Source organism: Pseudomonas sp. MN1F, assembly GCF_009391885.1.
GTDB lineage: Bacteria > Pseudomonadota > Gammaproteobacteria > Pseudomonadales > Pseudomonadaceae > Aquipseudomonas.
The window spans coordinates 76,859-103,530 of sequence record NZ_VZII01000023.1 but is presented as its reverse complement, the minus strand read 5'-3'; the positions used below and the strand labels follow the sequence as shown (position 1 = coordinate 103,530).

The window sequence follows — 26,672 nt, the reverse complement described above, 5'->3', positions numbered from 1 at the left end:
GTGCACAACACGTTCAGTTCGTCGGGCAGGTTGTGCCAGCCAAGGATCGCGAAGACGGTCCTGTGTACCGAAATCCAGCAGGGAGCACTCATGGACAACATCGTCGTCGCCGACAAGCAATCTGCCGTCGCCACCCAGAATGCCTGGGGCAACATCACCCTCAACAGCCCAGGCGTCGTGCAGATGCCGGTCGCGCCCGACCAGGTGGCGACCGTCACCCGGCGCAGTCAGGACCTGATCGTCACGCTCAAGAACGGAGAAAAGGTCACCGTCGGCAATTTCTTTGCCGTGGACCAGGCAGGTGTGGGCAGTGACATGGTGTTCGTCGGCGAAGACGGCACCCTCTGGCACGCCAACTATGACGCGACGGCGTTCACGGGCTTTACCTTCGACGAAGTGAATTCGCTCGACGAACTGGTGGCCGGCATCGGCACCGCCGGTAACGAAACCTCGACCTTTGCTATTGCCGGCCTGAGCCTGCTCGGTGTCGGCGGCGTGGCTGCCGCGGCAAACAACGGTGGTGGTGGCGGCGGCGGTGGCGGTGGCGGCAGCGCGCCGGGCGACACCACTGCACCGGCCACGCCCATCGACCTGCTGGTCTCGCCTGATGGCCTGCGCCTGAGCGGGCGCGGTGAAGCGGGTGCCACGGTGAAGGTGTTCGATGCCGCCGGCAACCTGATTGGCAGCGGCACGGTGAATGCCGATGGCAGCTTCGATGTCGCCCTGAACAGCCCGCAGGGCAACGGCGAAAACCTCGGCGTCTCGCTGACCGATGCTGCCGGCAACACCTCGCAGCCCGGTGCCGTCACCGCACCCGACTTCACCGCGCCCACGGCACCGACGGAGCTGGTGATCAACGCACCAGGCAATACCCTGACCGGCCGCGCCGAACCAGGCTCGACCGTGCAGGTACTGGGTGCCAACGGCGCTGTATTGGGAAGCGCGGTGGCCGGTGCCGACGGCCAGTTCAGCGTTACCTTGCAACCGCCGCAGACAGACGGCCAAGCCTTGCAAGTGACTGCCACCGACGCGGCCGGCAACGCCTCCCCCGCCACCGCCATCACCGCACCACACGACAGCGTCGTGAACCCACCCGATACCACGCCCCCGAACGCCCCGACCAACCTGGCCGTCAGCGCCGACGGGCGCACTGTCTCGGGCCGTGGCGAAGTTGGTGCCACCGTCAAGGTGCTGAACGACCAAGGTCAACTGATCGGCACCGGTACCGTTCAAGCCGATGGCAGCTTCACCTTGCAACTGACTTCGCCGGTGGTCGATGGCTCATCGTTGCAGGTCACCCTCACCGATGCCGCCGGCAACGTCTCGACGCCAAGCCCGCTGACCGCACCGGACCTGGTGCCGCCAGCTCAGCCCACCGGGCTCAGCCTGGTCGATGGCGTGACCCTGAGCGGCAGCGCCGAAGCGGGTACCCGGGTGGAAGTGCGCGATGCCAACGGCACCCTGATCGGCAGCGGCATCGTCGGGCCGGATGGCCGCTTCAGCTTCACCCTCGTCGCGGCCCAGACTGACGGCGAACACCTGGCCATCAGCGTGTTCGATGCCGCCGGCAACCGTTCGGCACTGCTGGATTACACCGTGCCGGACACCACACCACCGTCGATCATCAGCAACGTCATCATTGGCGCCGGTAGCCTGGTGGTGGCCGGCCGAGGCGAGCCAGGTGCCACGGTAGAAGTACGTGACGCCAATGGCACGGTCATTGGTACTGGCGTGGTGACAGCCAACGGCACCTTCCTGGTCGATCTGAACGGCCCGGTCAGCGCCGGAGAGTCCATCACCCTGATACAGACCGACCCTGCCGGCAACCCCTCGGTCGCGCTTACCGTCATCGTCCCCGCCGTTGCCGTGCCAGAAAGCCCTGCCGGGCTGGTGCTGGCCGCCGACGGTTCGTCCATCAGCGGCACCGCCCCGGTGGGCAGCCTGGTGGAGGTACGCGATGCCAACGGCACACTCATCGGCAGCGTGCAGGTGGGTAACGATGGCACCTTCACCATTGCCCTCGCCCCGGCCCAGGCCAATGGCGAACTGCTCGACGTGGTGGCCATCGACGCCGACGGCAACAGTTCGTTGCCGAGCCAGATCAATGCCCCGGACATCACCCCGCCGAGCGCGGCCAGCGACCTGAGCCTTACGGCAGACGGCATCACCCTCAGTGGCCGCGGTGAGGTCGGCGCCACCGTGCAGGTCACCAATGCCCAAGGCACGCTGCTGGGCACCGCCACGGTCGGCGCCAACGGTTACTTCACCGTCACGCTGTCGCCCGCCCAGGTCAACGGCCAGGCGCTCGACGTGGTGCTGCGCGATGCCGCCGGCAACAGCTCCACCGCCCCCCTCACCGCGCCCGACCTGGATGGCCCGCTACAACCTTCGGCGCTGGCCGTCGACGCCACCGGCCTGCACCTCACCGGCTCCGGCCAGGCAGGCTCGATCGTCACCGTGCGCGCCGCCGACGGCAGCGTGCTGGGTACGGCCATCGTTGCCGCCGACGGGCACTTCGACGTCACCCTCAACCTGCCCCAGCGCAACGGTGAAGCACTGAGCGTCGAAGCCACCGACTCGCTGGGCAACAGCGCCGGGCCGGTCAGCTTCACCGCCCCCGACAGCACGCCACCGCAGAGCGTGAGCAACCCGAGCATCAACGGTACCGGCACCAGCGTCACCGGCACTGGCGAACCGGGCGCCACGGTCACCGTGCGCGGCCCGAACGGCACTGTGCTGGGCACCGCCGTGGTCAACGGCGACGGCAGCTTCCAGGTCACCCTGAACCCAACCCAAGCCAATGGCCAGGCCCTGACCGTCGAGCAACGCGACCCGACCGGCAACGTCTCGGCCGCCGTCGACCTGACGGCGCCAGACACCCAGGCGCCAGCCATCACTGCCGGGCTGGCGCTGTCCGCCGACGGCACGGTGATGACCGGCACCGGCGAGCCCGGCGCGCAAGTGCAGGTGACGGGCATCGGCGGCGCGGTGCTGGGCACTGCCGTGGTCGAGGCCGACGGTAGCTTCCGCATCACCCTCGCCCCGCCGCAACTCAACGGCCAGCTGCTGACGGTGGTGCAGACCGACGGTGCTGGCAATCCCTCCCCCGCCAACACCCTGACCGCCAGCGACCGCGAAGCGCCAGCCCCTGCCCAAGGCCTCGGGCTCAGTGGCGATGGCATCACCCTCACGGGCCAGGGCGAAGCCGGTGCCACCGTGCAGGTGCGCGATACTGCCGGGCAGTTGCTCGGCAGCGGTGTGGTCGAGGACGACGGCACCTTCAGCATCACCCTGACACCCGCCCAGACCCGCGGCGAAACCGTATCGGTGGTACTCACCGATGCCGCTGGCAACGCCTCGCCATCGGCGCCGTTCACCGCCGCCGACAGCAGCGCCCCGGCCACCCCGGGCGGGTTGCAGGTCAGCGCCGACGGCACCCAGGTGCAAGGTACCGGTGAAGCGGGTGCCACCGTGCAAGTGCGCAACGCCGCTGGCGACCTGCTGGGCAGCGTAGTGGTGCCGGCCAGTGGCAGCTTCAGCGTGTCGCTGAACCCGCCGCAGTTGGACGGCCAGACCCTCGACGTGACCCAGACCGATCCCGAGGGCCATGCCTCCAGTGCCGGCCAGGCGACCGCACCGGATCTCACCCCGCCTGCCCTCCCCACAGGCCTGGCGATCAGCGCCGATGGCCTGACACTGACCGGCAACGCGCCCGGCGCGGCTTCCGTCACCGTGCTCAGCCCGACGGGCGTCGAAACCACCGTCTCGGTCAACCCCGACGGCAGCTTCAGCGTGCCGCTGTCCCCGGCCCTGATCAATGGCGAGACGGTGACCGTGGTGGTCGCCGATGCCGCCGGCAACGGCACCGCGCCGACCAGCTTGACTGCGGCCGACAATTCACCACCGGCACCGGCCAGCGGCATTGCGGTCAGCCCGGATGGCAGCATCATCAGCGGCACCGCCGAACCGGGCACCACCGTAATCGTGCGCGACGGCAGCACCGAGCTGGGCACCGCCACGGTCGGCCCGGACGGTACCTTCGTGGTGCAGGTCAGCCCACCGCTGGCCGCTGGCGACAGCGTGCAACTGGTGGTCCATGATGCCGGCAACAACGAAACCGCCATCACCGTGAACGGCCCGAGTGGCAGCGAGCTCGCCGCACCGACAAACCTTGCCATCAGCGCCGACGGCTTCCTGCTGACCGGCCAAGGCACCGCCGGCTCACTGATCACCGTCACTTCCGGCGGCACTACCCTGGGCACCGGCACGGTCGGCAGCGACGGTTTCTTCCGCATCTTCTTCGCCAATGCCCAGCTCAACGCCCAGATCCTCAACGTCACCGCCCGGGATTCGTCCAGCGGCACCCCGTCAGTGCCTGCCACCATCGTGGCGGCGGACACCACCCCACCCGACGCCCCCACCCAGGTGGCCATCAACCGCAGCGGCAACACGCTCAGCGGCCATGGTGAAGTCGGTGCGACCGTGAGGGTGACCGACGCCAGTGGCACGCTTGTAGGTACCGGCACCGTGGGCAGCAACGGCCTGTTCAACATCAGCCTGGTGCCAGCGCAGACCAACGCGCAGAACCTCACCATTACCCAGGCCGACGCCGCCGGTAACGTGTCGCTGGCCGCCACCTTGCAGGCGCCTGACCTGCAAGCCCCGGATGCCGCCAGCGGCCTGAGCCTGAACAGCGCCGCCACGGTGGTCAGTGGCCTGGGCGAAGCGGGCGCACTGGTGACCGTGCGCGATGCCAGTGGCGCCGTATTGGCCACCGGCACGGTCAACCAGAGCGGCCAGTTCCAGATCACCCTGCCCAGCGCACAGACCACCGGCAGCACGCTCCAGGTCACCCTCAGCGACGCCGCCGGCAACGTGTCCGGCCCGGCCAGCCTGGCAACCCCGGACCGCACGCCACCGGCAGCCATTACCAACCCAGCGCTCAGCAACGATGGCCGGCAGCTGTCCGGCAGCGGTGAAGTCGGTGCCACGGTGCAGGTGCGCGATGCCAGCGGCGCCGTGCTGGGCAGCGCCACCGTGGGTGCCGACGGGCGCTTCACGGTCACCTTCGCGACCTCGCAGGCCACCGGCCAGGCGCTCGGCGTGACCCAGCTGGATGCTGCGGGCAACACCTCGCCAGCAGTCACTGTCGTCACCAGCGACCTCAGTGCCCCGGCGGCGCTGACCAACGTAGTGCTCAACAACAACGGCCTGACCCTCACCGGCCTGGGTGAAGCCGGCGCCTCGGTGACCGTGCGTGGCCCTGACGGCACCATCATCGGCACCGGCCTGGTGGCCGCCAACGGCAGCTTCACCCTCAACCTCACCAGTGCGCAGCTCAACGCCGAGCGCCTGAGCGTGACCCAGACCGACGCTGGCAACAACACCTCTGCCGCCGTCGCTGTGACCGCCCCCGACCATACCCCACCCGCGGCGCCCACCGCCCTGGCCCTGGCCGGCAGCGGCCTGCAACTGAGCGGCAGTGCCGAGGCCGGCAGCACGGTGACCGTGCGCGACGCCGCGGGCAATCTGCTCGGCACCGTCGTGGCCAACAGCAACGGCACCTTCCAGGTCACCCTGAACAGTGCCCAGACCAACGGCCAGACCTTGCACGTCACGGCCACCGATGCAGCAGGCAACGTATCGCCCGCAGCGTCGTACACCGCTGCCGACACCACAGCACCAGCAGCAGTCGCCAACCTGGCGGTATCCGCCGACGGCACCACGTTGATGGGGACCGGCGAAGCGGGCGCAACGGTCACCGTACGCGCCCCGGACGGTTCGTCGCTCGGCACCGCCACGGTGGGCAACGATGGTCGCTTCACGGTCAGCCTTGCACCGGCCGCCACGACGGGCGCAAGCCTCAGCGTGGTGCAGACTGACGCTGCGCAAAATGCCTCGCCAGCCCAAAGCGTCACTGCACCCGGTGCGCTGGCGCCAGACGCACCCGACAACCTGGTGCTGTCCGCCGATGGCCTGGTCGTCACCGGCAGCGCCGCGCCAGGCAGCACGGTCAACGTCTACGGCGCCGGCGGTGTGCTGCTGGGCTCCGCCCCGGTCGGCAACGACGGCACCTTCACCGTCAACCTCGGCAGCGCCCAGGCCAACGGCGAGCTGTTGCAAGTCAGCGCCGTAGGGACCGATGGCAGCGCCTCCCTGCCGGCCGACCTGCAGGCACCGGACACCACTGCGCCGCAAGCGCTGACCAACCTGGTGCTGTCCAACGATGGTCTGGTGCTCACCGGCCATGGCGAACCAGGTGCCACGGTGACCGTGCTCGGTTTCGGCGGGGCCAATCTGGGCACCGCCGTGGTGGGCGCCAATGGCAACTTCAGCGTCAACCTCGCCGCCGCCCAGGTCAACGGCGAACGGCTCAGCGCCGCGCAAACCGACGCTGCCGGCAACGAGTCCAACAGCGTCAGCCTGACCGCGCCTGACACCACTGCACCGAATGCGCCAGCCAACCTGGCATTCGCCAGTGGCGGCAGCCTGCTCAACGGTACCGGCGAAGCCAATACCACGGTGAAAGTCGTCGCGGCCGACGGCACCGTGCTGGGCACCGCCACGGTGATGAGCAACGGCAGCTTCCAGGTCACCCTCAACCCGCCACAGGCCAACGGCCAGGCGGTGCAGGTGGTGCTGACCGATGCCGCCGGCAACCAGTCCAGCGCCAGCGCCATCACCGCACCCGACACCACCCCCCCTGATGCGCCCAGCGAACTGGCCATCTCCAGCGATGGTGCGACCATCACCGGGCGAGGCGAAGCCGGCGCCACGGTAATCGTGACCAGCCCGGCCGGCCAGCAGATCGGCACGGCCCTGGTCGATGCCAGCGGCTACTTCACCCTGACCCTCAACCCGGCCCTGGGCAACGCCGAAGTGCTCAGCTTCACCCAGACCGACGGCGCCGGTACCGTGTCGCCAGCCGCCACCCTGCAGACACCTGACTTCACGCCGCCAGACATCCTCACCAACGTGGTGATCAATGCCAACGGCAGCGTGGTCAGCGGCTCGGGCGAGCCCGGTGCGACAGTCACCGTGACCAACACCGCCGGCGTGGTGCTGGGCACCACCGTGGTGCTCGCCGATGGCAGCTTCCGTGTCGAACTGAGCCCCGCGCAGGTCAACCAGCAGGTGCTGTCGGTGCAGCAGGCCGACCCACCCGGCAACATCAGCGAGCCGGTCACGCTCAACGCACCGGACCTCACCCCGCCGGCCGCAGCCACCAACCTGCACCTCAATGCGGCAGGTGACCAGCTCGGCGGTACCGGCGAAGTCGGCAGCACCGTGCGCGTGTTCGCCGGCACTACCGAAATCGGCACCGCCACGGTCGGGCCCAACGGCACCTTCGTGGTCAACCTCAGCCCAGCCCAGCTCAACGGCCAGACCCTGCAAGTGACCCTGGCGGACGCCAGCGGCAACGTCTCGCCAATCAGTACCGTCACCGCCATCGACAGCACGCCACCGGCCACGGTAGTCGCCAGCCTCAACGCCAGCGGCACCCAGCTGGTGGGCACCGGTGAGGCCGGAGCGCGCGTCACCGTGATGGACAGCCAGGGCAATATGCTCGGCCAGGGCACCATCGACCCTGACGGCACCTTCGTACTCAACCTGACTTCAGCGCAAATCAACGGCCAAGTGCTCAGCGTCATTGCCCAGGACGCCACCGGCAACCCATCTGCACCGCTGCAGCTGACCGCGCCCGACCTGACCCCACCGACGCAGCCCGCCAACCTCAACCTGACCGGCAACGGCACATTACTCAGCGGCACCGGTGAGGTGGGCAGCATCATCAGCGTGCGCGATCCGGCCGGCACCGTGGTCGGTACCGTCACCGTGCCAGCGGGCGGTAACTTCACCGTGACCCTGAACGCGGCGCAGAACAACGGCCAGCTGCTGACCGTGATCGCCACCGACAGCGCCGGCAACACCTCGACGCCCGCCCAGTACCAGACCGCCGACACCTCACCGCCTGCGGCCGTGACCAACCTCGCCGTCAACAACACCTACGACATCCTCACCGGGCGCGGCGAAGCCGGCGCCCGCGTGACCGTCAGCTTCGGCGGCGTGGTAATAGGCACCGGCCTGGTGGACGCCGGCGGCAACTTCTCGATCAACCTGCAACCGGCACCCGGGTCGGTCGCCTCCCTGGCCGTGACCCAGACCGACGCCGCCAACAACACCTCGGCCGTGGCGACCTACGTCACGCCACTGGTGCCGCCACCGGAGCCCCCCATCAGCGTGACACTGGCCGCCGACGGCCTGACCCTCACGGGGACCGCCGCCACCGGCACCTCCATCCGTGTCTATGACGCCGCGGGCAACCTGATTGGCAGCGGCTCGGCCAACATCCTCAACGGTGGTTTCTCCATCACCCTGAGCGCCGCCCAGCTCAACGGGCAACATTTGTCGGTGACTTCGGTGTCGCTGCTGGGGGGTGAGTCGCAACCGGTATTCGTCACCGCCGCCGACATCACTCCACCGGCCAACCCGGTGGTCAGCGCGCTGTCGGCCAACGGCCTGGTGCTCAGCGGTACCGGTGAAGCCGGCGCCACGGTGACCGTGCGCGATGCCGGCGGCAACATCCTCGGCAGCGGCCTGGTCAATGGCGCCGGGGCGTTCAGCATCAACCTCAGCAGTGCCCAGCTCAACGGTCAGGTACTGAGCCTGACCCAGGCCGACGCCGCGCAAAACGTTTCCGGCGCCACCAGCTACACCGCGCCCGACACCCAGGCGCCACTGGCACCGACCAACCTGGCAATCAATGGCGCGGGCACCGTGCTCACCGGTAACGGCGAGCCGGGTGCCACCGTGACCGTGCAAGGCCCGGGTGGTTCGCTCGGCTCCGCCATCGTGCAGGGCGACGGCACCTTCAGCGTCACCCTGACCAGCACCCAGAACAACGGCCAGGCCCTGGTCGTGCGCCAGACTGACGCCGGCAACAACGTGTCTGGCAGTACCGGCATCACCGCGCCCGACACCAGCCCGCCAGCCGCGCCGGTGGCCGCCATCAACGCCAATGGCACCTCGGTCAGCGGCTCTGGCGAAATCGGCAGCACGGTCACCGTGCGCAACAGTGCCGGCACCGTGCTCGGCACCGCCACGGTGGGCAGCAACGGCCAGTACGTGGTCAGCCTGAGCACGGCGCAAATCAACTTCCAGGCACTGACCGTCACCCTCACTGACGCCGCAGGCAACACCTCCACCGCCACGGCGCTGACCGCCCCGGACCTCACCCCACCGGCCAACGCCAGCAACCTGGTGATCAGCGCCGACGGCACCACCCTCACCGGCACCGGCGAGGTCGGCGCCACGGTCACCGTGCGCAGCGCCAGCGGCACCGTGCTGCAAACCGCCGTGGTGCAGGCCAACGGCACCTTCACTGTCACCCTGAGCCCGGCCCAGGACAACGGCCAGGTGCTGTCGGTGACCTTGACCGACCCACGCAGCAACGTCTCCGGCAACGTCAACATCACCGCGCCCGACGTCGATGCCAACGCCCCGGTAGTCGCCAGCAACAACCTGGCCACCGCCACCGTCAACCTGGCGCCGGTCACCGCCACCACCACCTACACCGACAGCTTCACCACCCTGTTGTCGGGCTTCAGCAAGACCTACACCTGGACGGTGGCGCCCGGCACCACGGTCGACCCGACCCTGACGCTGACCACCAACAGCGTGCTGGCACTGCTCAACAACTCCACCTTCACCCTGCAGGTAAAAGACGCCAGCGGTGCCTGGGTCACCATCGCCACCGGCAACACCCAGGGGCTGCTCGACCTGATCGTGCTGCCGCTGGGGCTCCAGGTCGACATCGGCAAGCTGCAGGCAGGCGACTACCGCCTGACCGTGGCCAGCGGCGGCATTGGCCTGGTGACCCAGGTCACCACCAGCCTGGACATCGAAGCCACCAGCCTGACCCAGTTCACGGGCACCGGCACCGCCACCTCGGGCAACGTCATCACCGACCCGGGCACCAATGGCGCGGTCGACGCCCTCGGCCCGGACAGCGGCGCCGTGCTGAAGGTACTGATCAACGGCACCTACGTGACCGCAGCCAGCGGCGCGGGCACCACGGTGCAGGGCCAGTACGGCACCCTGGTGATCCATGCCGACGGCAGCTACACCTACACCCCCAACGGCAGCCCGGCGAGCGTCGGCAAGGTGGATGTGTTCAGCTACGAGCTGGTGCACCCGAACGGGCTGACCTCTACGGCCAACCTCTACGTGCGCATCGACAGCCCACAAGCCACGGAGACCTGGAACAACAGCAACCTCGGCGCGCCGGCCACGGTGGTGGATGCGGTCAACGACGTCGACAGCAGCCACATCACCCTGGGCAACCGGGTCGACAGCAGCAGCGCTACCCTAGGCTCACTGAATCTGCCACTGATCGGCTCGCGCTCGGCCACCTACACCACTACGGTGGCCGCCGACACCACAGCCAACCTGCAAGTGGTGGTCAACTCCACCAATCTGCTGAGCCTGCTCAACGGCACCACCATCCAACTGCTCAAGCTCAACACCAGCACCGGTCAGTACGACGTGGTGCAGACGGTCAGCGGCAGCTCGCTGATCAGCCTGCTCGGTGGCGGCGCCGGCTATACCTTCCAGAACCAGGGCGCAGGCACCTACCACATCGTGGTCAGCGCCGGTGGCATCGGCCTGGCCAGTTCGATCACCACCAGCCTCAATACCACCACCACGCACCTCACCGAGTTCGTGGTCAGCAGCGCCACGGTGGCCAGCGGCAACCTGATCACCGACCCGGCCGGTACCGACAACCTGGGTTCGGCATTGACCGTGCTGAGCGTGCTGACGGCCGCTGGCACCTACACCATCCCAGGCTACAACGGGGTCAGTGTGGCCGGCACCTACGGCACGCTGCTGGTGCATGCGGACGGCAGCTACACCTACACCCTCAACAGCGGGCTGACCTCGGCGGTGATCGGCCAGCACGACACCTTCACCTACGAACTGACCCACCCTAACGGCACCACCGACACCGCCACACTCACCGTCAACCTGGACAACGCCGCCAGCGTCACTACCTTCTCCGCACTGGTGGCCGACACCAGCGACGACAGCCTCACCGTGGCCAGCGTGGCGGCCGCCACGTCCAGCGAAGTGCTCGCCGGTAGCGACGGCAACGACCACCTGGTCGGCAGCCAGGGCGGGCACATCACCCTGGAAGGCGGCGCTGGCAACGACATCCTCGAAGTGGCCGACCAGCAGTTCGCCAGCGTCGATGGCGGCATTGGTACCGACACCCTGCTGTGGGGTGGCGGCGATGCCAGCATCGACCTGGGCACCCTGGCCGACCGTATCCACAACATCGAGGTGATCGACCTCAACGACACCAGTGCGGTGGCCCTGACCCTCAACCTGGCGGACGTGGTGGCAATCACCGAAACCGGCAACGACACGCTGATCATCAAGGGGGATGACAAAGATTCGGTGCACATGACAGACAACTGGACCCTGGTCGGCAACCAGACCGTCGACGGCATCGACTATAACCAGTACACGGCCCAGGAAGATCCAAGCCACCACCTGTGGGTGCAGAACAGCATCCATGTCGTTTGAGGCCGGCGCAATCCGCCGGGCAGTGCGCCCGGCGGCAAGGACGAACAGCAGTAAGGGAATTTCGTGAAGCGACGCAGTCCGCTGTCACCGCTGTGGCTGGGGGCCTTCGGGCTCCTGGTGTTGAACCTCAACCCGGTTGCCCAGGCAGCCGATGACATAGACCCCAGACTGCGCACCATCGGGCCGTCATTGATGCGTGATGCGCCCGATGCCATCCCCGCTCGCCCGCCGTCAGGCCAGGCCACCAGCAATGGCGACCGCCTGGGGCTGGCCGAGGCGGTGCTGACCGCCGCCCAGTGGCACCCGAGCATCGCCGAAGCCGTCGGCAACCTCTACAAGCAGGGCGAAGGCATCAACGTCGCCCGTGCCGGGTATTACCCGCAGATTTCCGGCGGTATCCGCACCGGCTACGACTCCGGCTATGGCGGTGACCGCAACAGCCAGGCATTGAACCTGTCGTTGAAGCAGATGCTCTACGACTTCGGCAAGGTCGACCATGCCGTCAGTGCCGCCCAGGCCGCCGCTACCCGGGCCCAGGCCAACATCCTGCTGGTGGTCGACGACCTCGCCCGCGACACCGCCTACGCCTGGATCGAAACCCGCCGCTATGAACAGCTGATGGTGATTGCCCGCGACCAGATCCGTGGCGTCGGCGACATCGCCGGCATGGCCCGCCAGCGCAGCGACATGGGCGCCAGCACCCGCTCCGATGTGGTCCAGGCCGAGTCGCGGGTGGAAGGCGCCCGCGCCACCCTCGAGGAATACCAGTCGCAGTACGAACGCTGGCGTTCGACCCTGGCCGAACTGCTCGGCCGCGTGGCACCGCCGGCCCTGGCCGAGGAAGCGCCACCGGAGCTGAACCAGGCCTGCAAGCGCTCTTCAGGCGCTAGCGACCGCCTGCCGGCGGTGCTGATGGCCCTGGCCTTGCGCGCCCAGTCCCAGGCCGAACTGGCCCAGGCCAAGGCCGAGGCCTACCCCACACTGTCGCTGCAACCGCAGGTCAACCACTACCTGGACAACGACTACAACCGCGACAACCGCAGCCTGGACCGCACCCAGGCGGGCATCTACCTGAATGTCGAGGTGCCCATCTACCAGGGTGGCGCCATCAGCGCCCGCAGCCGCGCCGCCGGCCACGCCTTGAGCGCCGCCGATTCCGCCGAAGACGCCGCGCGCCTGCAAGCCCGCCGCGGCCTGGCCGAAGCCATGGCGCAGACCTCCGGGCTGGGCCGGCGCCTGAGTTCGCTGGAGGCGCGCCAGGCCAGCATCCAGGAAGCCCGCGAGCTGTATGGCCGGCAGTACCTGGACCTGGGCACCCGGCCCTTGCTCGACCTGCTCAACGCCGAGCAGGAGATCTACCAGTCACGCTTCGAACTCGCCGGCACCCGTTCCGACCTGCTGCGCCTGGACGTCGACTGCCTGTACAACTCCGGCGCCCTGCGCACCGCCTTCGGGCTGGAAGGGCGCAACCTGCAAGGGGTGGAAATCGAGCCATGAACGATACCGTCAAGCTGAGCCAGGCTGGTCAGGCGCAGAACCCGGAGCCGGCGGTGGTGCACCGCCCCGATCTCGGCCCCTGGCTGGAAGTGATGCTGCAAGTCGCCCACCACTACCGCCTGGACGTCTCGCCCCAGCGTATCCGCCTGGCAGCGGTGGAAGATGCGCGCCCGCTGGATGAAATCCTCCGGCACATGGCGCGCCAGGCCGGGCTGACCTTGCGCTTCGTGCGCTACGACGCCAAGGCCTTGCGCCAATGGCGCACGCCGCTGGTGCTGGAACTGGACGATGGCCAGCTGGCCACGGTCGAGGCGGTGACCGAGGAAAACGAACTGGCAGTGGTGTTTGCCGGTGACCAGCGCCTGACCTCGCGCCTGCCCCGCGAAGCGCTCGAAGGGCGCATCAACCGCGTGGCCTTGATGCGCCCGGCACGGCCACTGCGCGATGTGCGCACCGACGACTACACCGCGCCCTACGATCGCCACTGGTTCACCCGCATCGTGCTGCGCGACCTGCGCCCGTATGGCCAGGTGATGGTCGCCTCCTTGGTGGCCAACGTGCTGGCCCTGGCCGGGGTGCTGTTTTCGATGCAGGTGTATGACCGGGTGATCCCCGCCGAGTCCCTGCCGACCCTCTACGTGCTGTTCGGGGGCGTGGTGCTGGCGCTGGTGTTCGATTTCAGCATGCGCCTGCTGCGGCTGAAGGTCACCGACCTGCTGGGCAAGCGTGCCGACCTGCGGGTGTCTGACCTGGTCTACGGCCACGCGCTGCGCCTGCGTAATTCGGCACGGCCGAAATCCACTGGCTCGTTCATCTCTCAGCTGCGTGAACTGGAGTCGATCCGCGACCTGATCACTTCGAGCACCGCCACGGCCTTGGCCGACCTGCCGTTCTTCCTGCTATTCCTGCTGGTGTTCTGGCTGATCGGCGGGGTGCTGGTGTTCATCCCGCTGGTGGCGCTGCTGGCCATGGTCATCCCAGGGCTGCTGGCGCAGCGGCGGCTGGCGGCACTGGCCAATGCCTCGATGCGCGAGTCGTCGCTGCGCAACGCCATGCTGGTTGAGAGCATCCAGGGCCTGGACGAGATCAAGGCGCTGCAGGCCGAGGCGCGCTTCGAGCGCCAGTGGAACCAGTACAACGCCGCCTGCGCGCACTCCAGCCTGCGCCTGCGCACCCTGACCAACGGCCTGGTGACCTGGACCCAGAACGTGCAGGGCGCGGTGTTTGCCGTGGTCATCGTGATCGGTGCGCCGATGGTGATTGCCGGCGACCTCACCACCGGTAGCCTGGTGGCTGCCTCGATGCTGTCGTCACGGATGATGGCGCCGCTGGCGCAGCTGACCCATGTGTTGACCCGCTGGCAGCAGGCCAAGGTGGCCCTGGAGGGCCTGGATAAACTGATGCAGGCGCCGGTCGACCACCCCGAAGGCGAGGCCCGCGTGCACCTGCCGGCGATCCGTGGCGAATATGTGCTGCGCCAGGCCAACTTCCGTTACAGCCCGGAAGCGCCTCCCGTGCTGAACATCGCCCAGCTCGTCATACAGCCCGGTGAGCGCATCGCCGTGCTCGGGCGCAACGGCGCCGGCAAATCGACCCTGCTGCAGGCACTGGGCGGTGCCATGGACCTGAGCCAGGGCGAGGTCAGCCTCGACGGCATCGCCCTGGCCCACCTCGACCCGGCCGACCTGCGCCGTGACGTCGGCCTGCTGGCCCAGTACGCCCGGCTGTTCCACGGCACCCTGCGGGAAAACCTCACCCTCGACGCCGGCCAGGCCAGCGACCAGGAACTGGTGGCCGCGCTGGCCGCCACCGGCGCGCTGGAATTCGTCCGCCACCTGCCCAAAGGCCTCGACCACCTGATCCTCGAAGGCGGCCAGGGCCTGTCCGGCGGGCAGCGCCAGGCCCTGGTGCTCGCCCGTTTGCTGGTTCGCCAACCGCAGGTGCTGCTGCTCGACGAGCCCACCGCCTCGCTCGACGACGTCACCGAACGCAAGCTGCTGGATAACCTCGAGCGCTTCTGCCAGGGCCGCACCCTGGTGATCGCCACCCACCGCCTCAGCGTGCTGCAGCGTGTGGACCGCATCATCGTGCTGGACGGCGGGCGCATCGTCATCGACGACCAACGCGACGCCGCCCTGGCCAAGCTGCAAGGAGCGCAGGCATGAGCAACCACGAACTCCCCGCCTCGTATCTGGACGGCCAGGACGACCAGGCCGTGCTGCGCGCCGGCCGCATCATCACCATTTGCGCACTCATGCTCGCGGCGTTCCTGGCCTGGGCGGCGTGGTTCGAGGTGACCGAGGTGTCCACCGGCACCGGCAAGGTGATTCCCAGTTCACGCGAGCAGGTGATCCAGTCGTTCGAAGGCGGCATCGTTGCCGAGATGAACGTGGCCGAAGGCGACCTGGTGGAACGCGGCCAGGTGCTCGCCCAGCTCGACCCGACCAAGACCGCTTCCAGCGTTGGCGAAAGCGAAGCCAAATACCGTGCAGCCAAGGCCAGCGTGGCGCGCCTGCGTGCCGAGGTCACCGGCAAGCCGCTGAGCTTCCCTGAAAGCCTGCGTGATTCGCCCGAGCTGATCGACGCCGAGACGGCGCTGTACGAGACCCGCCGCCGTGGCCTGGAGCAGACCTTGGCCGGCATCGAGGATTCGCTGCGGCTGGTGCGCGCGGAGCTGAAGATCACCGAGAACCTGGCCAAGATGGGCGCCTCCAGCCGGGTCGAAGTGATCCGCTTGAACCGCCAGCGTTCGGAGCTGGAACTCAAGGCCAACGAAGCCCGCTCCGAGTACCTGGTGCGCGCACGCGAAGAACTGGCCAAGGCCAGTGCCGAGGCCGACAGCCTGTCGGAAGTGATCCGCGGGCGCAGCGATTCGCTGACGCGCCTGACCCTGCGTTCGCCGGTACGCGGCATCGTCAAGGATATCGAGGTCAACACCCTGGGCGGCGTGGTGCAGCCTGGCGGGCAAGTGATGAAGATCGTGCCGATGGATGAGCGCCTGCTGATCGAAACCCGCATCGCCCCACGGGACATCGCCTTCATCCACCCCGACCAGGCAGCCAAGGTCAAGATCAGTGCCTATGACTACTCGGTGTATGGCGGGCTGGAAGGCAAGGTCGTGGGGATATCGCCGGATACCCTGCAGGATGAGGTGAAACCGGAGATCTACTACTACCGGGTGTTCATCCGCACCGAACAGGACAGCCTGACCAACAAGGCCGGCAAGCACTTCGCCATTGTGCCGGGGATGATTGCCACGGTGGATATCCGCACTGGCGAGAAGACCATCCTCGATTACCTGATCAAACCGCTGAACCGCGCCCGCGAGGCCCTGCGCGAACGCTGACCTCAAAGGCAGCACAGAGCCCTGTGGGAGCCGCGCTTGCCGGCGATGGGCCGCAAAGCGGCCCCGGCAATTTATGCAACAACCTGAAATCCTGGGGCCGCTTCGCGGCCCATCGCCGGCAAGCGCGGCTCCTACAAATACAGCGCACACCGACTAAAGAGCAGCGCAGTCAGGCCGATAACCTGGCATCCCCCGTTTCCCACGAAGGTCACCATGGCCACGCAAAATGCCCGCGCGGACGCGCTGTCGCTGCTGCTGTTCACCCTGCGCAGCGGCAAGCTGATGGCAATCAACCTGCTCAAGGTCAGCGAGATCATCCCCTGCCCGCCACTGACCAAGCTGCCCGAGTCGCACCCCCACGTGAAAGGCGTGGCGACCCTGCGCGGCAACTCGTTGTCGGTGATCGACCTGTCCCGGGCCATCGGCGAGCGCCCGCTGGCCGACCCGGACGGTGGCTGCCTGATCGTCACCGAGATCAGCCGCTCGCGCCAGGGCTTGCATGTGCAGGCGGTGAGCCGCATCGTCCATTGCCTGAGCACCGACATCAAGCCGCCGCCGTTTGGCTCGGGTAACCGCTCGTTCATCACCGGCGTGACCCGGGTCGACAACACCCTGGTGCAAGTGCTGGACATCGAAAAGGTCATCCACGGCATCGCCCCGCCCGAGCCGGAGCCACAGTCGGGTGAGCTGAGCGAAGAAGACGCCAGCCTGCTGGCCGCCGCCAACATCCTGGTGGTCGACGACAGTCAGGTGGCGCTGCAGCAGTCGGTGCACACCCTGCGCAACCTCGGTATCGAATGCCACACGGCGCGCAGTGCCAAGGATGCGATGAACGTGTTGCTGGAGCTGCAGGGCACCGCGCAAGAGATCAACATCATCGTCTCGGACATCGAAATGTCCGAGATGGACGGCTACGCCTTCACCCGCACCCTGCGCGAGACCCCGGACTTTCAGCATCTCTACATACTGCTGCACACCTCGCTGGACAGTGCCATGAGCAGCGAGAAGGCCAAGCTGGCCGGGGCCAATGCCATCCTCACCAAGTTCTCCTCGCCCGACCTGACCGACTGCCTGGTGACGGCGGCGCGGACCGTGGTGTTTGCCGAGCGCTGAAGCGCGTGTTGTTATATTCAGCGACAAACTCCCTGGCTTACCGCCAGGGATGACTCGGGCATAATTCGCGCCCCTCGGATCAATTGCCGGAACCGCGTATGAAGTATTTCAGCTCTCTCCTGATTGCCTGCGCCCTGTTCAGCGGTGTCGCCCAGGCCTCCAGCAGCCAGGCCTGGAACGAGCAGCGCCAGCAGATGCTCAAGGCCTGCCTGCAGGCCAGCCAGTTCAAGGATGCCCACGCCCGTGGCAAACCGGCGGAATTCGATGATCAGGTCGGCTTCAGCGCCCTGCTGATCGAAGGGGTTTATCCACAGAAGCACATGCAGCAACGCAACGGCACCGAGCTGTGCCTGTACGACCGCCGGCAGCAGCAGGCCTACATCAGCGAATGGAACCCGGACGCCAAGTGAACGACAGCCTGCGTTTTGCCTGTACCGGCTGTGGCAAGTGCTGCACCGGCCACCATGTGCCATTGACCCTGGACGAGGCACGCCAGTGGGCTGCAGCAGGCGGCCAGGTGATCGTCTTGATCGAGGGTTTCGTCACCGATGGGCCGGGCATGCCGGCGGACCAGCGTGAGCATGTGCTGCGTCGTTCGTATCCGGTGCCTTGCGGGGGCAGCGAAGTGCGCGTTTCGGTGACCTTTGCCGCGTTCAACCCGGGGCGCTGCCGCAACCTCGATGACAACGACCTGTGCACCATCTATGAAAGCCGACCGCTGGTCTGTCGCATCTACCCGGTGGAGATCAACCCGCATATTCCGCTGCGGCCAGAGAACAAGGACTGCCCGCCCGAGGCTTGGGAGCAAGGGCCCGAGCTGATTCATGGTTCGCTGCCGGTGGACCCGGCGCTGCTGGCGCTGGTGCAGGCTTCGCGGCAGGCGGATCGTGATGATATTGCGGCCAAGGTGGCCATTTGCGAGGCGCTGGGGATGACCACCAGTGCGCTCAAGGGCAATGGGTTTACTGCCTATTTGCCAGAAATGGTGGCCTTTGCTGGGGCGCTGGCACAGGCTTTGTCAGGGACAGGGGTCGAGTGGACGCTGCACGTAGAGCAGCCTGAGCTGGTGAATGACTTGCAGGCTCGGGGGTTGCGGACCACTGCTGAAGCGCCGGTCTACTATGCCTTCATCGGTTTTTAGCTAAGCAGGGCCGCAAAGCGGCCCCACCATCGATCAGGCGCTGCGATTCAGACCCATCTCCATATCATTGATCAGTGCCTTGGCCATAGCACTGAGAATCCGCGCCGCACTACCTGCGATCAGGTTGCCTTCCATCTCTGCCTCTTCGCTCAAATGGCGGATACAACCGAGCAAGACTGACAGCTCATCAAACGCGTGATCGAGCGGGATACCCGGCTGGATGGCGTAAAGGTCGAGGAAGGTTTCTTTGCCGGCTGTGCTGCGTGACTTCAGTTCATTGCTCATGGGTAACCTCCTGCATGGCCAAATGGGCGAACAGAACACGGAGCAGTTCAGTGAGGATGCTCATGTTTTCCAGCAGGACCTTGCGGTGGTCTTCGACCTCGGTTTCGAGCAAGACCTGGATGGTGCTGGAGAGGCTGTCCATCAGGGCGGCAGCGTGGGGTTTGGCGTCTTCGAAGGTTAGGTCGGCGATTATTTTGATGTAAGGGAGGGGGAAAGAGGGTGGTGGATCGGGAACTATCTTTTTCATGATTGGATCTCGATTGGAAACGCTGAATAGCGACCACCTTCTCTTTCTCACAGATAGGGTGGCAGCCGTACGCGAGGTGAGAAAACCGCGTCCCAATCACCGCGGCTAGACCGAAGTCTCACGCGCACGGCTGCCATAGCAGTTGGCTTGATTAGGAAAGTTACTGCAGCTTTCTCACGGCCGCTCGCCGTTTTTGGCGAACCGTGAAGTTATCGCTGAAGCAGTTCCCCGACTATCAGACGCCATCCGACAGAGCGCGTAGGATAATTCGTCACCCCAGGCTCTTGAAGCATTTGGTTTCAGTTTGGGAATTTTCCTACAGCTGCTTGCCGCGCTCCGCTCTCCTGTGGGAGCCGCGCTTGCCGGCGATGGGCCGCGAAGCGGCCCCGGCAATTTATGCAACAACCTTGAAATCGTGGGGTCGCTTTGCGGCCCATCGCCGGCAAGCGCGGCTCCCACAAGTACAGCGCAGGACTGGAAGCTGGTCCCACCCCCAACCTGTCACCGCTGTCAGCCAGCTGTCACGCTGCCGACCCGGTCACAGCGCTATAAACTCCAATACACACCTCCGTTCCCCCCTTGGCCAAGGTGCCCGCGCCGATGCGACGTCCTTCCCGTTCCATGCTTATCGCTGCGTTGGCACTGCTCGCCCTGGCGACCGCAGGCGTCTGGTATGCCCAGCGCCAGCCGGCCACCGCGCCGCGTGCGCAAGCGGCGATCCCGGTGCGAGTGGTCAGCGTCGCCCAGCAGGATGTGCCGCGCTTCGCCAGCGCCATCGGCTCGGTGCTATCCCTGCACAGCGTCGAAGTGCGGCCACAGGTCGAAGGCGTGCTGACCCAAGTGCTGGTCAAAGAGGGCCAATGGGTGAAGGAAGGCGACCTGCTCGCCACCCTGGATGACCGGGCGATCCGCGCCAGCCTCGACCAGGCCCGCGCCCAGCTCGGCCAGAGCCAGGCGCAGATCCAGGTGGCCGGCGTCGACCTCAAGCGCTACCGCCTGCTCAGCACCGACGATGGCGTGTCCAAACAGACCCTCGACCAGCAACAGGCACTGGTCAACCAGCTGCAGGCCACCGTCAAGGGCAACCAGGCGGCCATCGCCAATGCCGAGGTGCAGCTGTCGTACACGCAGATCCGCTCGCCCGTGACCGGTCGCGTCGGCATCCGCAATGTCGACCCCGGCAACCTGGTACGGACCACCGATACCCAAGGCCTGTTCAGCGTCACCCAGATCGACCCGATCGCCGTCGAGTTCGCCTTGCCGCAACAGATGCTGCCAACCCTGCAGGCCCTGCTCAAGGCGCCCACTCCAGCGCTGGTGCAGGCCTACATGGATGCCGACGGCGAACGCAACCTGCTCGGCGAAGGCCACCTGGCACTGATCGACAACCAGATCTCGGCCAACACCGGCACGGTGCGGGTCAAAGCCGAATTCGACAACAAGGACGGCCGCCTGTGGCCGGGGCAACTGGTCACCATCCGCTTGCGCACCGCAGTCGAGGAGAACGCCCTGGTGGTGCCGCCGCCGGTGGTGCAGCGCGGCGTCGACGGGCACTTTGTCTACCGCCTGGACGGTGACAAGGTCACCGCCGTGCCGGTCAAGGTGCTTTATCAGGACAGCGGCCTGAACATCATCGCCGGGGTCAAGCCTGGCGAGCGCCTGGTGCTCGACGGCCAGTCACGGCTCAAGCCCGGTTCGCGGGTCGAGGTCACCCCGAACGCCCCGCCGCCGGCGCAAATGGCTGAGCGCAGGAGCCAGCCATGAATACCCGCAACGGTGTCTCGGCCTGGTGCATCGACCACCCGATCGCCACCCTGCTGCTGACCTTCGCCCTGATGCTGCTGGGCGCCATCGCCTTCCCGCGGCTGCCGGTGGCACCGCTGCCCGAAGCGGATTTCCCGACCATCCAGGTCACCACCCAGCTGCCCGGTGCCAGCCCGGAAACCATGGCATCGTCGGTGGCCACGCCGCTGGAAGTGCAGTTCAGTGCCATCCCCGGCATGACCCAGATGACCAGCAGCAGCGCGCTGGGTTCGACCACGCTGATTCTGCAGTTCACCCTCGACAAGAACATCGACACCGCCGCCCAGGAAGTCCAGGCGGCGATCAACACCGCCACTGCGCGCCTGCCCCAGGACCTGCCCAACCCGCCGACCTGGCGCAAGGTCAACCCGGCCGACAGCCCGGTACTGGTGCTCACCGTCAGCTCCGCGCAAATGCCCGGCAATGACCTCAGCGACTACGCCGAAACCCTGCTGGCACGCCAACTCAGCCAGATTGAAGGGGTCGGCCTGATCAACATCACCGGCCAGCTACGCCCGGCCATCCGTGTGCAGGCCCAGCCAGAAAAACTCGCCGCCATCGGCCTGACCCTGGCCGATGTACGCCAGGCCATCCAGCAGACCAGCCTGAACCTGGCCAAGGGCGCGTTGTACGGCGAACACAGCGTCTCGACCATCGCCGCCAACGACCAGCTGTTCCACCCCGAGGACTACGCCCAGCTGATCGTCTCGTACCGTAACGGCGCGCCAGTGCACCTCAAGGACGTGGCCAAGGTCATCAACGGCGCCGAGAATGCCTACGTCAAAGCCTGGTCCGGCGACCAGCCGGGGCTCAACCTGGTGGTGTTCCGCCAGCCCGGGGCGAATATCGTCGACACCGTCGACCGGGTGCTGGCGGCCCTGCCCAAGCTGCAGGAAATGCTCCCGGCGTCGATCGAAGTGTCGGTACTGCAGGACCGCACCCAGACCATCCGCGCCTCCTTGCACGAGGTGGAGCTGACCCTGATGATCGCCGTGGCCCTGGTGATTGGGGTGATGGCGCTGTTCCTGCGCCAGTGGTCGGCAACGATGGTGGTGTCCAGCGTGCTCGGCGTGTCGCTGATCGCCAGTTGCGCACTGATGTATGTACTGGGCTTCAGCCTCAACAACCTCACGCTGGTGGCCATCGTCATCTCGGTGGGCTTCGTGGTGGACGACGCCATCGTCGTGGTGGAGAACATCCACCGCCACCTTGAGGCTGGCGACGACAGCCGCACGGCAGCGCTCAAGGGCGCAGGCGAGATCGGCTTCACCGTGGTGTCGATCAGCTTCTCGCTGATCGCCGCGTTCATCCCGCTGCTGTTCATGGGCGGTGTGGTCGGCCGGCTGTTCAAGGAGTTCGCCCTGACCGCCACCTCGACCATTCTGATTTCGGTAGTGGTGTCGCTGACCCTGGCGCCGACCCTGTGCGCACTGTTCATGCGCCGCCCACCCGGCGAGCAGCACGGTGGCTTCGGCGAGCGTCTGGTGAAGTGGTACGAAAAGGGCCTGAACCGTGCCCTCGCCCACCAGCGCCTGACCCTTGGCGTGTTCGGCGTGACCTTGGCCCTGGCGGTAATCGGTTACGTCGGCATCCCCAAGGGCTTCTTCCCGCTGCAGGACACCGGTTTCATCCTCGGCACCACCGAGGCGGCGGCGGACGTGTCGTACCCGTCGATGGTCGAGAAGCACCTGGCGCTGGCGAAGATCATCGGCGACGACCCGGCGGTGCAGGCCTACTCGCATTCGGTGGGGGTCACCGGCAGCAACCAGACCATCGCCAACGGCCGTTTCTGGATCGCCCTCAAGCCGCGGGGTGATCGCGACGTGTCGGCCAGCGAGCTGATCGACCGGCTGCGGCCGAAACTGGCCCAGGTGCCGGGCATCGTCCTGTACATGCGGGCCGGCCAAGACATCAACCTCAGCTCCGGCCCGTCGCGCACCCAGTACCAGTACGTGCTCAAGAGCAACGACGGCGTGGCGCTGAACCTGTGGACCCAGCGCCTGACCGACCGGCTGCGGGAAGACCCGGTGTTCCGCGACCTGTCCAACGACTTGCAACTGGGCGCCAGCGTCACCCGCATCGACATCGACCGCCAGGCCGCAGCGCGCTTCGGCCTGACCACCACCGATGTCGACCAGGCGCTGTACGATGCCTTTGGCCAGCGGCAGATCAGCGAATTCCAGACCGAGACCAACCAGTACAAGGTGATCCTTGAACTGGATGCGAAGCAGCGCGGCAAGGCCGAGAGCCTGAACTTCTTCTACCTGCGCTCGCCGCTGACCAACGAGATGGTGCCGCTGTCGGCCCTGGCGCATGTCGCGCCACCCAGCACCGGCCCGCTGTCGATCAGCCACGACGGGCTGTTCCCGGCGGCCAACCTGTCGTTCAACCTGGCCCCCGGCGTGGCATTGGGCGATGCGGTGAAAATCCTTGAACGCACCCAGCGCGAACTGGGCATGCCCGACTCGATCAGTGGCAACTTCCAAGGTGCGGCCCAGGCTTTCCAGAGTTCGCTGTCGAGCCAGCCCTGGCTGATCCTCGCCGCGCTGGTGGCGGTGTACATCATTCTCGGCGTGCTCTATGAGAGCTTCGTCCACCCGCTGACAATTATTTCCACCCTGCCGTCGGCCGGCCTGGGTGCGTTGATCTTGCTCTGGGCGATGGGCCAGGACTTCAGCATCATGGGCCTGATCGGCGTGGTGCTGCTGATCGGTATCGTCAAGAAGAACGGTATCCTGCTCATCGACTTCGCCCTGGAAGCCCAGCGCCACCACGGCATGACACCCGAGCAAGCGATTCACCAGGCGTGCCTGACGCGCTTCCGGCCGATCATCATGACCACCCTCGCCGCCCTGCTCGGCGCGGTGCCGCTGATGTTCGGCTTCGGCGCCGGTGCCGAGCTGCGCCAGCCACTGGGCATCGCGGTGGTCGGCGGGCTGCTGGTGAGCCAGGCGCTGACGCTGTTCACCACCCCGGTCATATACTTGGCCCTGGAGCGCCTGTTCCACCGCCGCCAGGCTGCCCGTGCGGCGGCGCAAAGTGCCAGCTAGGACAAGACCATGCGTGTGCTGATCATCGAAGACGAAGAAAAAACCGCCGACTACCTGCATCGCGGCCTGACCGAGCAGGGCTTTACCGTCGACCTTGCACGGGATGGTATCGACGGCTTGCACCTGGCCCTGGAAGGCGACTACGCGGTGATCGTGCTCGATGTGATGCTGCCGGGCCTGGACGGCTACGGCGTACTGCGCGCACTGCGGGCGCGCAAGCAGACGCCGGTGATCATGCTCACCGCCCGTGAACGCGTCGAAGACCGCATCCACGGCCTGCGCGAAGGCGCCGACGATTACCTGGGCAAGCCGTTCTCGTTCCTCGAGCTGGTCGCCCGGCTGCAGGCCCTGACCCGCCGCAGCAGCACCCATGAGCCGTTGCAGATCCAGGTCGGCGACCTGTGGATCGACCTGATGGCGCGCAAGGCCAGCCGCGCCGGCCAGCGCCTGGAACTGACCGCCAAGGAATTCTCGCTGCTCAGCGTGCTGGCCCGGCGCCAGGGCGAAATCCTCTCCAAGACCGCCATCGCCGAGCTGGTCTGGGACATCAACTTCGACAGCGACGCCAATGTCGTCGAAGTGGCGATCAAGCGCCTGCGCGCCAAGCTCGACGGGCCGTTCGACAACAAGCTGCTGCACACCATCCGAGGCATGGGCTATGTCCTGGAAAACCGCGCCGCTTAACTCCATCGCCCTGCGCCTGTCGGCGCTGTTCATCCTGGTGGCGCTGGGGGTGTTCCTGCTGATCGGCTCGGCGCTGTACCGCCAGGTCGACCGCAGCCTCGACCTGTTGCCAGCGGCGGAACTGGATGCGCGCTTCAGCGTGCTCGAATCCACCCTCAACCGCTTCGGCACACCCGAGCACTGGGCCAAGATCAACAACAAGCTCAACCTGCTCAGCGAGGAAGACAAGCGCATCCGCTTCTGGGTGGTCAGCAGCAACCCGGCCTACGAGTACGGCCAGCCCAGCGAGCTGGTCCGCGCCTTCGCCGAGGGCCCGCCAGGCATGCGCGACCTGCACCTGCCCGACCACCTTTACCCGTACAAGGTGCTGGTCAGCGAACTGCCGGCCCTGGGCGAGCGCCCGCCGCTGCGCTTTCTGATCGGCATCGACACCGAAACCTTCTGGCAGGCCCAGCACAGCCTGCTGGTGGCCATTGTCGGCTTGGCGGTGCTGGGGGTACTGCTGGCGTCGGTGCTGGGTTACTGGGTGGCGCGCATTGGCCTGCGGCCACTGCTGGCGTTGTCTGTCGAGGCCCAGGCGCTGGCACCGCCGCGCCTGGATGGCCGCCTGCAGACGCAGAACCTGGCACCGGAACTGGCGCAATTCGCCGGTGCCTTCAATGCCGCCCTGGACCGGGTCAGCCAGGCCTATTCGCGGCTCGAAGCCTTCAACGCCGACGTTGCCCACGAACTGCGCTCGCCACTGACCAACCTGATCGGCCAGACCCAGGTCGCCCTCACCCGCGGGCGTAGCGCCGAGCATTACTTCGAGGTGCTGCAATCGAACCTGGAAGAGCTGGAGCGCCTGCGCAGCATCATCAACGACATGCTGTTCCTGGCCAGCGCCGACCAGGGCAGCAAGGCCACCGCCCTGACCCAGGCCTCGCTGGCCGAGGAAGTGGCCACCACCCTCGATTACCTCGACTACATCCTCGAAGACGCCCAGGTCAGCGTCACCGTCAGCGGCGACGCCCAGGCGCCCATCGAGAAGGCCCAGTTGCGCCGGGCGTTGATCAACCTGCTGAACAATGCCGTGCAGCATACGGCGCCAAACCGGGTGATCGAGGTGCAGATCGAGGCTGGGCCGGAACAGGTCTGCATCGCCGTGAGCAACCCGGGGCCGGCTATCGACGCTGCGCACCTGCCACTGTTGTTCGAACGCTTCTATCGCGTGGATGCAGCGCGCAGCAACAGTGGCGGCGGCAACCATGGGTTGGGCCTGGCCATCGTCAAGGCGATCGCGTTGATGCATGGCGGGGAGGTTTTCGTGCGCAGCGCTGCTGGCGCCAACACCTTCGGCATCCTCCTGCCAAGCGCTCAAGGACGGGGGTTCCCAGCAAAAGTCTAATTGCTTTAGCAGCGATCATTACTTTTTGCGCAACAGTGCTTATCGCCAAAGGCGCTGTTTCCGGGGCATTAAACGGACTAACTTTAACTCCGTCCTCATAGCACTTGCCCCGCAAGAAGGTAGTTTTAAACATGTCCAACAGTATGGGTATTGCCAGCGTTTTCGTTCTGTCGTCCCTGTTGTTGTCGCCCCTGGCCATGGCCGAAGAATCCCCGGCTTTCGTAGCGCGTACTGCAGAACTCGCCGCTGTCCATCAAGACTCCCGCGAAGCCCTGGCACACAAGGCTGACGCCGGCAAAGACGCAGAACAGACAGCTTCGAAAGTTTCCAGCGACGCCAATGCCGATAGTTGATCGTGCGTCGCACCCGCTCCCGTTTTCCCTCGGCTACGCCATGGGCACCGTGGGTGCCGATATGTTAGCCTTTTAAAGCCGCTGCCGATCAGCGGCTTTTTTTATGTGCTCTAACTATCAGCCCCGCCGTAACGTACACCTATAAAAAGACGCACATTCAAAAATAAAAACTGCCCCACC

The 26,672-nt window shown here is 66.6% G+C and carries 14 protein-coding genes; 12 read left to right on the top strand and 2 right to left on the bottom strand.

Annotated features, from left to right (window positions below):
* Positions 1 to 90: 90 nt before the first annotated feature.
* The 7 genes from F6X59_RS13190 to F6X59_RS13160 all read left to right on the top strand — a co-directional run bounded on the left by F6X59_RS13190 (position 91) and on the right by F6X59_RS13160 (position 18,683).
* Positions 91 to 11,586 carry a BapA/Bap/LapF family large adhesin gene (locus F6X59_RS13190; RefSeq protein WP_152956606.1) on the top strand — a complete coding sequence of 3,832 codons (11,496 nt, stop codon included), beginning with the start codon at positions 91 to 93 and terminating at the stop codon, positions 11,584 to 11,586.
* 63 nt (positions 11,587 to 11,649) lie between these two features.
* A complete protein-coding gene (locus F6X59_RS13185; protein WP_372240377.1) occupies positions 11,650 to 13,083 on the top strand; it encodes a TolC family outer membrane protein in 1,434 nt (477 codons plus the stop codon).
* Positions 13,080 to 15,248, top strand: a complete 2,169-nt coding sequence (locus F6X59_RS13180; protein WP_152956605.1) for a type I secretion system permease/ATPase — start codon at positions 13,080 to 13,082, stop codon at positions 15,246 to 15,248. The genes F6X59_RS13185 and F6X59_RS13180 overlap by 4 nt, the downstream gene beginning before the upstream one ends.
* The gene (locus F6X59_RS13175; protein ID WP_152956604.1) at positions 15,245 to 16,429 is read left to right on the top strand and encodes an HlyD family type I secretion periplasmic adaptor subunit; all 1,185 of its coding nucleotides are present in this window, start codon (positions 15,245 to 15,247) and stop codon (positions 16,427 to 16,429) included. Before F6X59_RS13180 ends, F6X59_RS13175 begins: the two co-directional genes overlap by 4 nt.
* A 213-nt stretch (positions 16,430 to 16,642) precedes the next feature.
* A complete protein-coding gene (locus F6X59_RS13170; protein WP_152956603.1) occupies positions 16,643 to 17,542 on the top strand; it encodes a chemotaxis protein in 900 nt (299 codons plus the stop codon).
* Positions 17,543 to 17,640: 98 nt separating this feature from the next.
* Positions 17,641 to 17,952 carry a hypothetical protein gene (locus tag F6X59_RS13165; protein WP_152956602.1) on the top strand — a complete coding sequence of 104 codons (312 nt, stop codon included), beginning with the start codon at positions 17,641 to 17,643 and terminating at the stop codon, positions 17,950 to 17,952.
* The gene (locus F6X59_RS13160) at positions 17,949 to 18,683 is read left to right on the top strand and encodes a YkgJ family cysteine cluster protein (protein WP_372240376.1); all 735 of its coding nucleotides are present in this window, start codon (positions 17,949 to 17,951) and stop codon (positions 18,681 to 18,683) included. Before F6X59_RS13165 ends, F6X59_RS13160 begins: the two co-directional genes overlap by 4 nt.
* Positions 18,684 to 18,716: 33 nt before the next feature.
* On the opposite strand, the gene F6X59_RS13155 is transcribed toward F6X59_RS13160, so the two are convergent.
* Together F6X59_RS13155 and F6X59_RS13150 are read right to left on the bottom strand one after the other, a co-directional pair.
* Positions 18,717 to 18,968: a DUF3077 domain-containing protein gene (locus F6X59_RS13155; protein ID WP_152956600.1), complete on the bottom strand. Its 252-nt coding sequence runs from the start codon at positions 18,966 to 18,968 to the stop codon at positions 18,717 to 18,719.
* Entirely contained in the window at positions 18,958 to 19,215 is a 258-nt protein-coding gene (locus F6X59_RS13150) for a hypothetical protein (protein ID WP_152956599.1), read from the bottom strand. Before F6X59_RS13150 ends, F6X59_RS13155 begins: the two co-directional genes overlap by 11 nt.
* A 600-nt stretch (positions 19,216 to 19,815) precedes the next feature.
* Between F6X59_RS13150 and F6X59_RS13145 the strand changes: the two genes are divergently transcribed.
* The 5 genes from F6X59_RS13145 (at position 19,816) to F6X59_RS13125 (ending at position 26,492) form a co-directional block, all read left to right on the top strand.
* A complete protein-coding gene (locus tag F6X59_RS13145; RefSeq protein ID WP_152956598.1) occupies positions 19,816 to 20,979 on the top strand; it encodes an efflux RND transporter periplasmic adaptor subunit in 1,164 nt (387 codons plus the stop codon).
* Positions 20,976 to 24,068, top strand: coding sequence for a multidrug efflux RND transporter permease subunit (locus tag F6X59_RS13140; protein ID WP_152956597.1), 3,093 nt, complete (start codon positions 20,976 to 20,978; stop codon positions 24,066 to 24,068). The genes F6X59_RS13145 and F6X59_RS13140 overlap by 4 nt, the downstream gene beginning before the upstream one ends.
* A gap of 9 nt (positions 24,069 to 24,077) precedes the next feature.
* Positions 24,078 to 24,752, top strand: a complete 675-nt coding sequence (locus F6X59_RS13135; RefSeq protein ID WP_099814267.1) for a heavy metal response regulator transcription factor — start codon at positions 24,078 to 24,080, stop codon at positions 24,750 to 24,752.
* Positions 24,727 to 26,139 (top strand): heavy metal sensor histidine kinase, encoded by a 1,413-nt coding sequence (locus F6X59_RS13130; protein WP_152956596.1) that lies wholly within the window; start codon positions 24,727 to 24,729, stop codon positions 26,137 to 26,139. Before F6X59_RS13135 ends, F6X59_RS13130 begins: the two co-directional genes overlap by 26 nt.
* A gap of 131 nt (positions 26,140 to 26,270) precedes the next feature.
* Complete coding sequence (locus tag F6X59_RS13125) at positions 26,271 to 26,492, top strand: hypothetical protein (RefSeq protein ID WP_060512429.1); 222 nt, start codon at positions 26,271 to 26,273, stop codon at positions 26,490 to 26,492.
* The last annotated feature ends 180 nt before the right edge of the window (positions 26,493 to 26,672 follow it).

What these genes read in the sequence shown, in the direction of transcription:
- F6X59_RS13130 (WP_152956596.1), top strand. Translation starts at nt 24,727, where the DNA reads ATGTCCTGGAAAACCGCGCCGCTTAACTCCATCGCCCTGCGCCTGTCG.
- F6X59_RS13150 (WP_152956599.1), bottom strand. Translation starts at nt 19,215, where the DNA reads ATGAAAAAGATAGTTCCCGATCCACCACCCTCTTTCCCCCTCCCTTAC.
- F6X59_RS13125 (WP_060512429.1), top strand. Translation starts at nt 26,271, where the DNA reads ATGTCCAACAGTATGGGTATTGCCAGCGTTTTCGTTCTGTCGTCCCTG.
- F6X59_RS13165 (WP_152956602.1), top strand. Translation starts at nt 17,641, where the DNA reads ATGAAGTATTTCAGCTCTCTCCTGATTGCCTGCGCCCTGTTCAGCGGT.
- F6X59_RS13140 (WP_152956597.1), top strand. Translation starts at nt 20,976, where the DNA reads ATGAATACCCGCAACGGTGTCTCGGCCTGGTGCATCGACCACCCGATC.
- F6X59_RS13190 (WP_152956606.1), top strand. Translation starts at nt 91, where the DNA reads ATGGACAACATCGTCGTCGCCGACAAGCAATCTGCCGTCGCCACCCAG.
- F6X59_RS13180 (WP_152956605.1), top strand. Translation starts at nt 13,080, where the DNA reads ATGAACGATACCGTCAAGCTGAGCCAGGCTGGTCAGGCGCAGAACCCG.
- F6X59_RS13170 (WP_152956603.1), top strand. Translation starts at nt 16,643, where the DNA reads ATGGCCACGCAAAATGCCCGCGCGGACGCGCTGTCGCTGCTGCTGTTC.
- F6X59_RS13155 (WP_152956600.1), bottom strand. Translation starts at nt 18,968, where the DNA reads ATGAGCAATGAACTGAAGTCACGCAGCACAGCCGGCAAAGAAACCTTC.
- F6X59_RS13135 (WP_099814267.1), top strand. Translation starts at nt 24,078, where the DNA reads ATGCGTGTGCTGATCATCGAAGACGAAGAAAAAACCGCCGACTACCTG.
- F6X59_RS13145 (WP_152956598.1), top strand. Translation starts at nt 19,816, where the DNA reads ATGCGACGTCCTTCCCGTTCCATGCTTATCGCTGCGTTGGCACTGCTC.
- F6X59_RS13175 (WP_152956604.1), top strand. Translation starts at nt 15,245, where the DNA reads ATGAGCAACCACGAACTCCCCGCCTCGTATCTGGACGGCCAGGACGAC.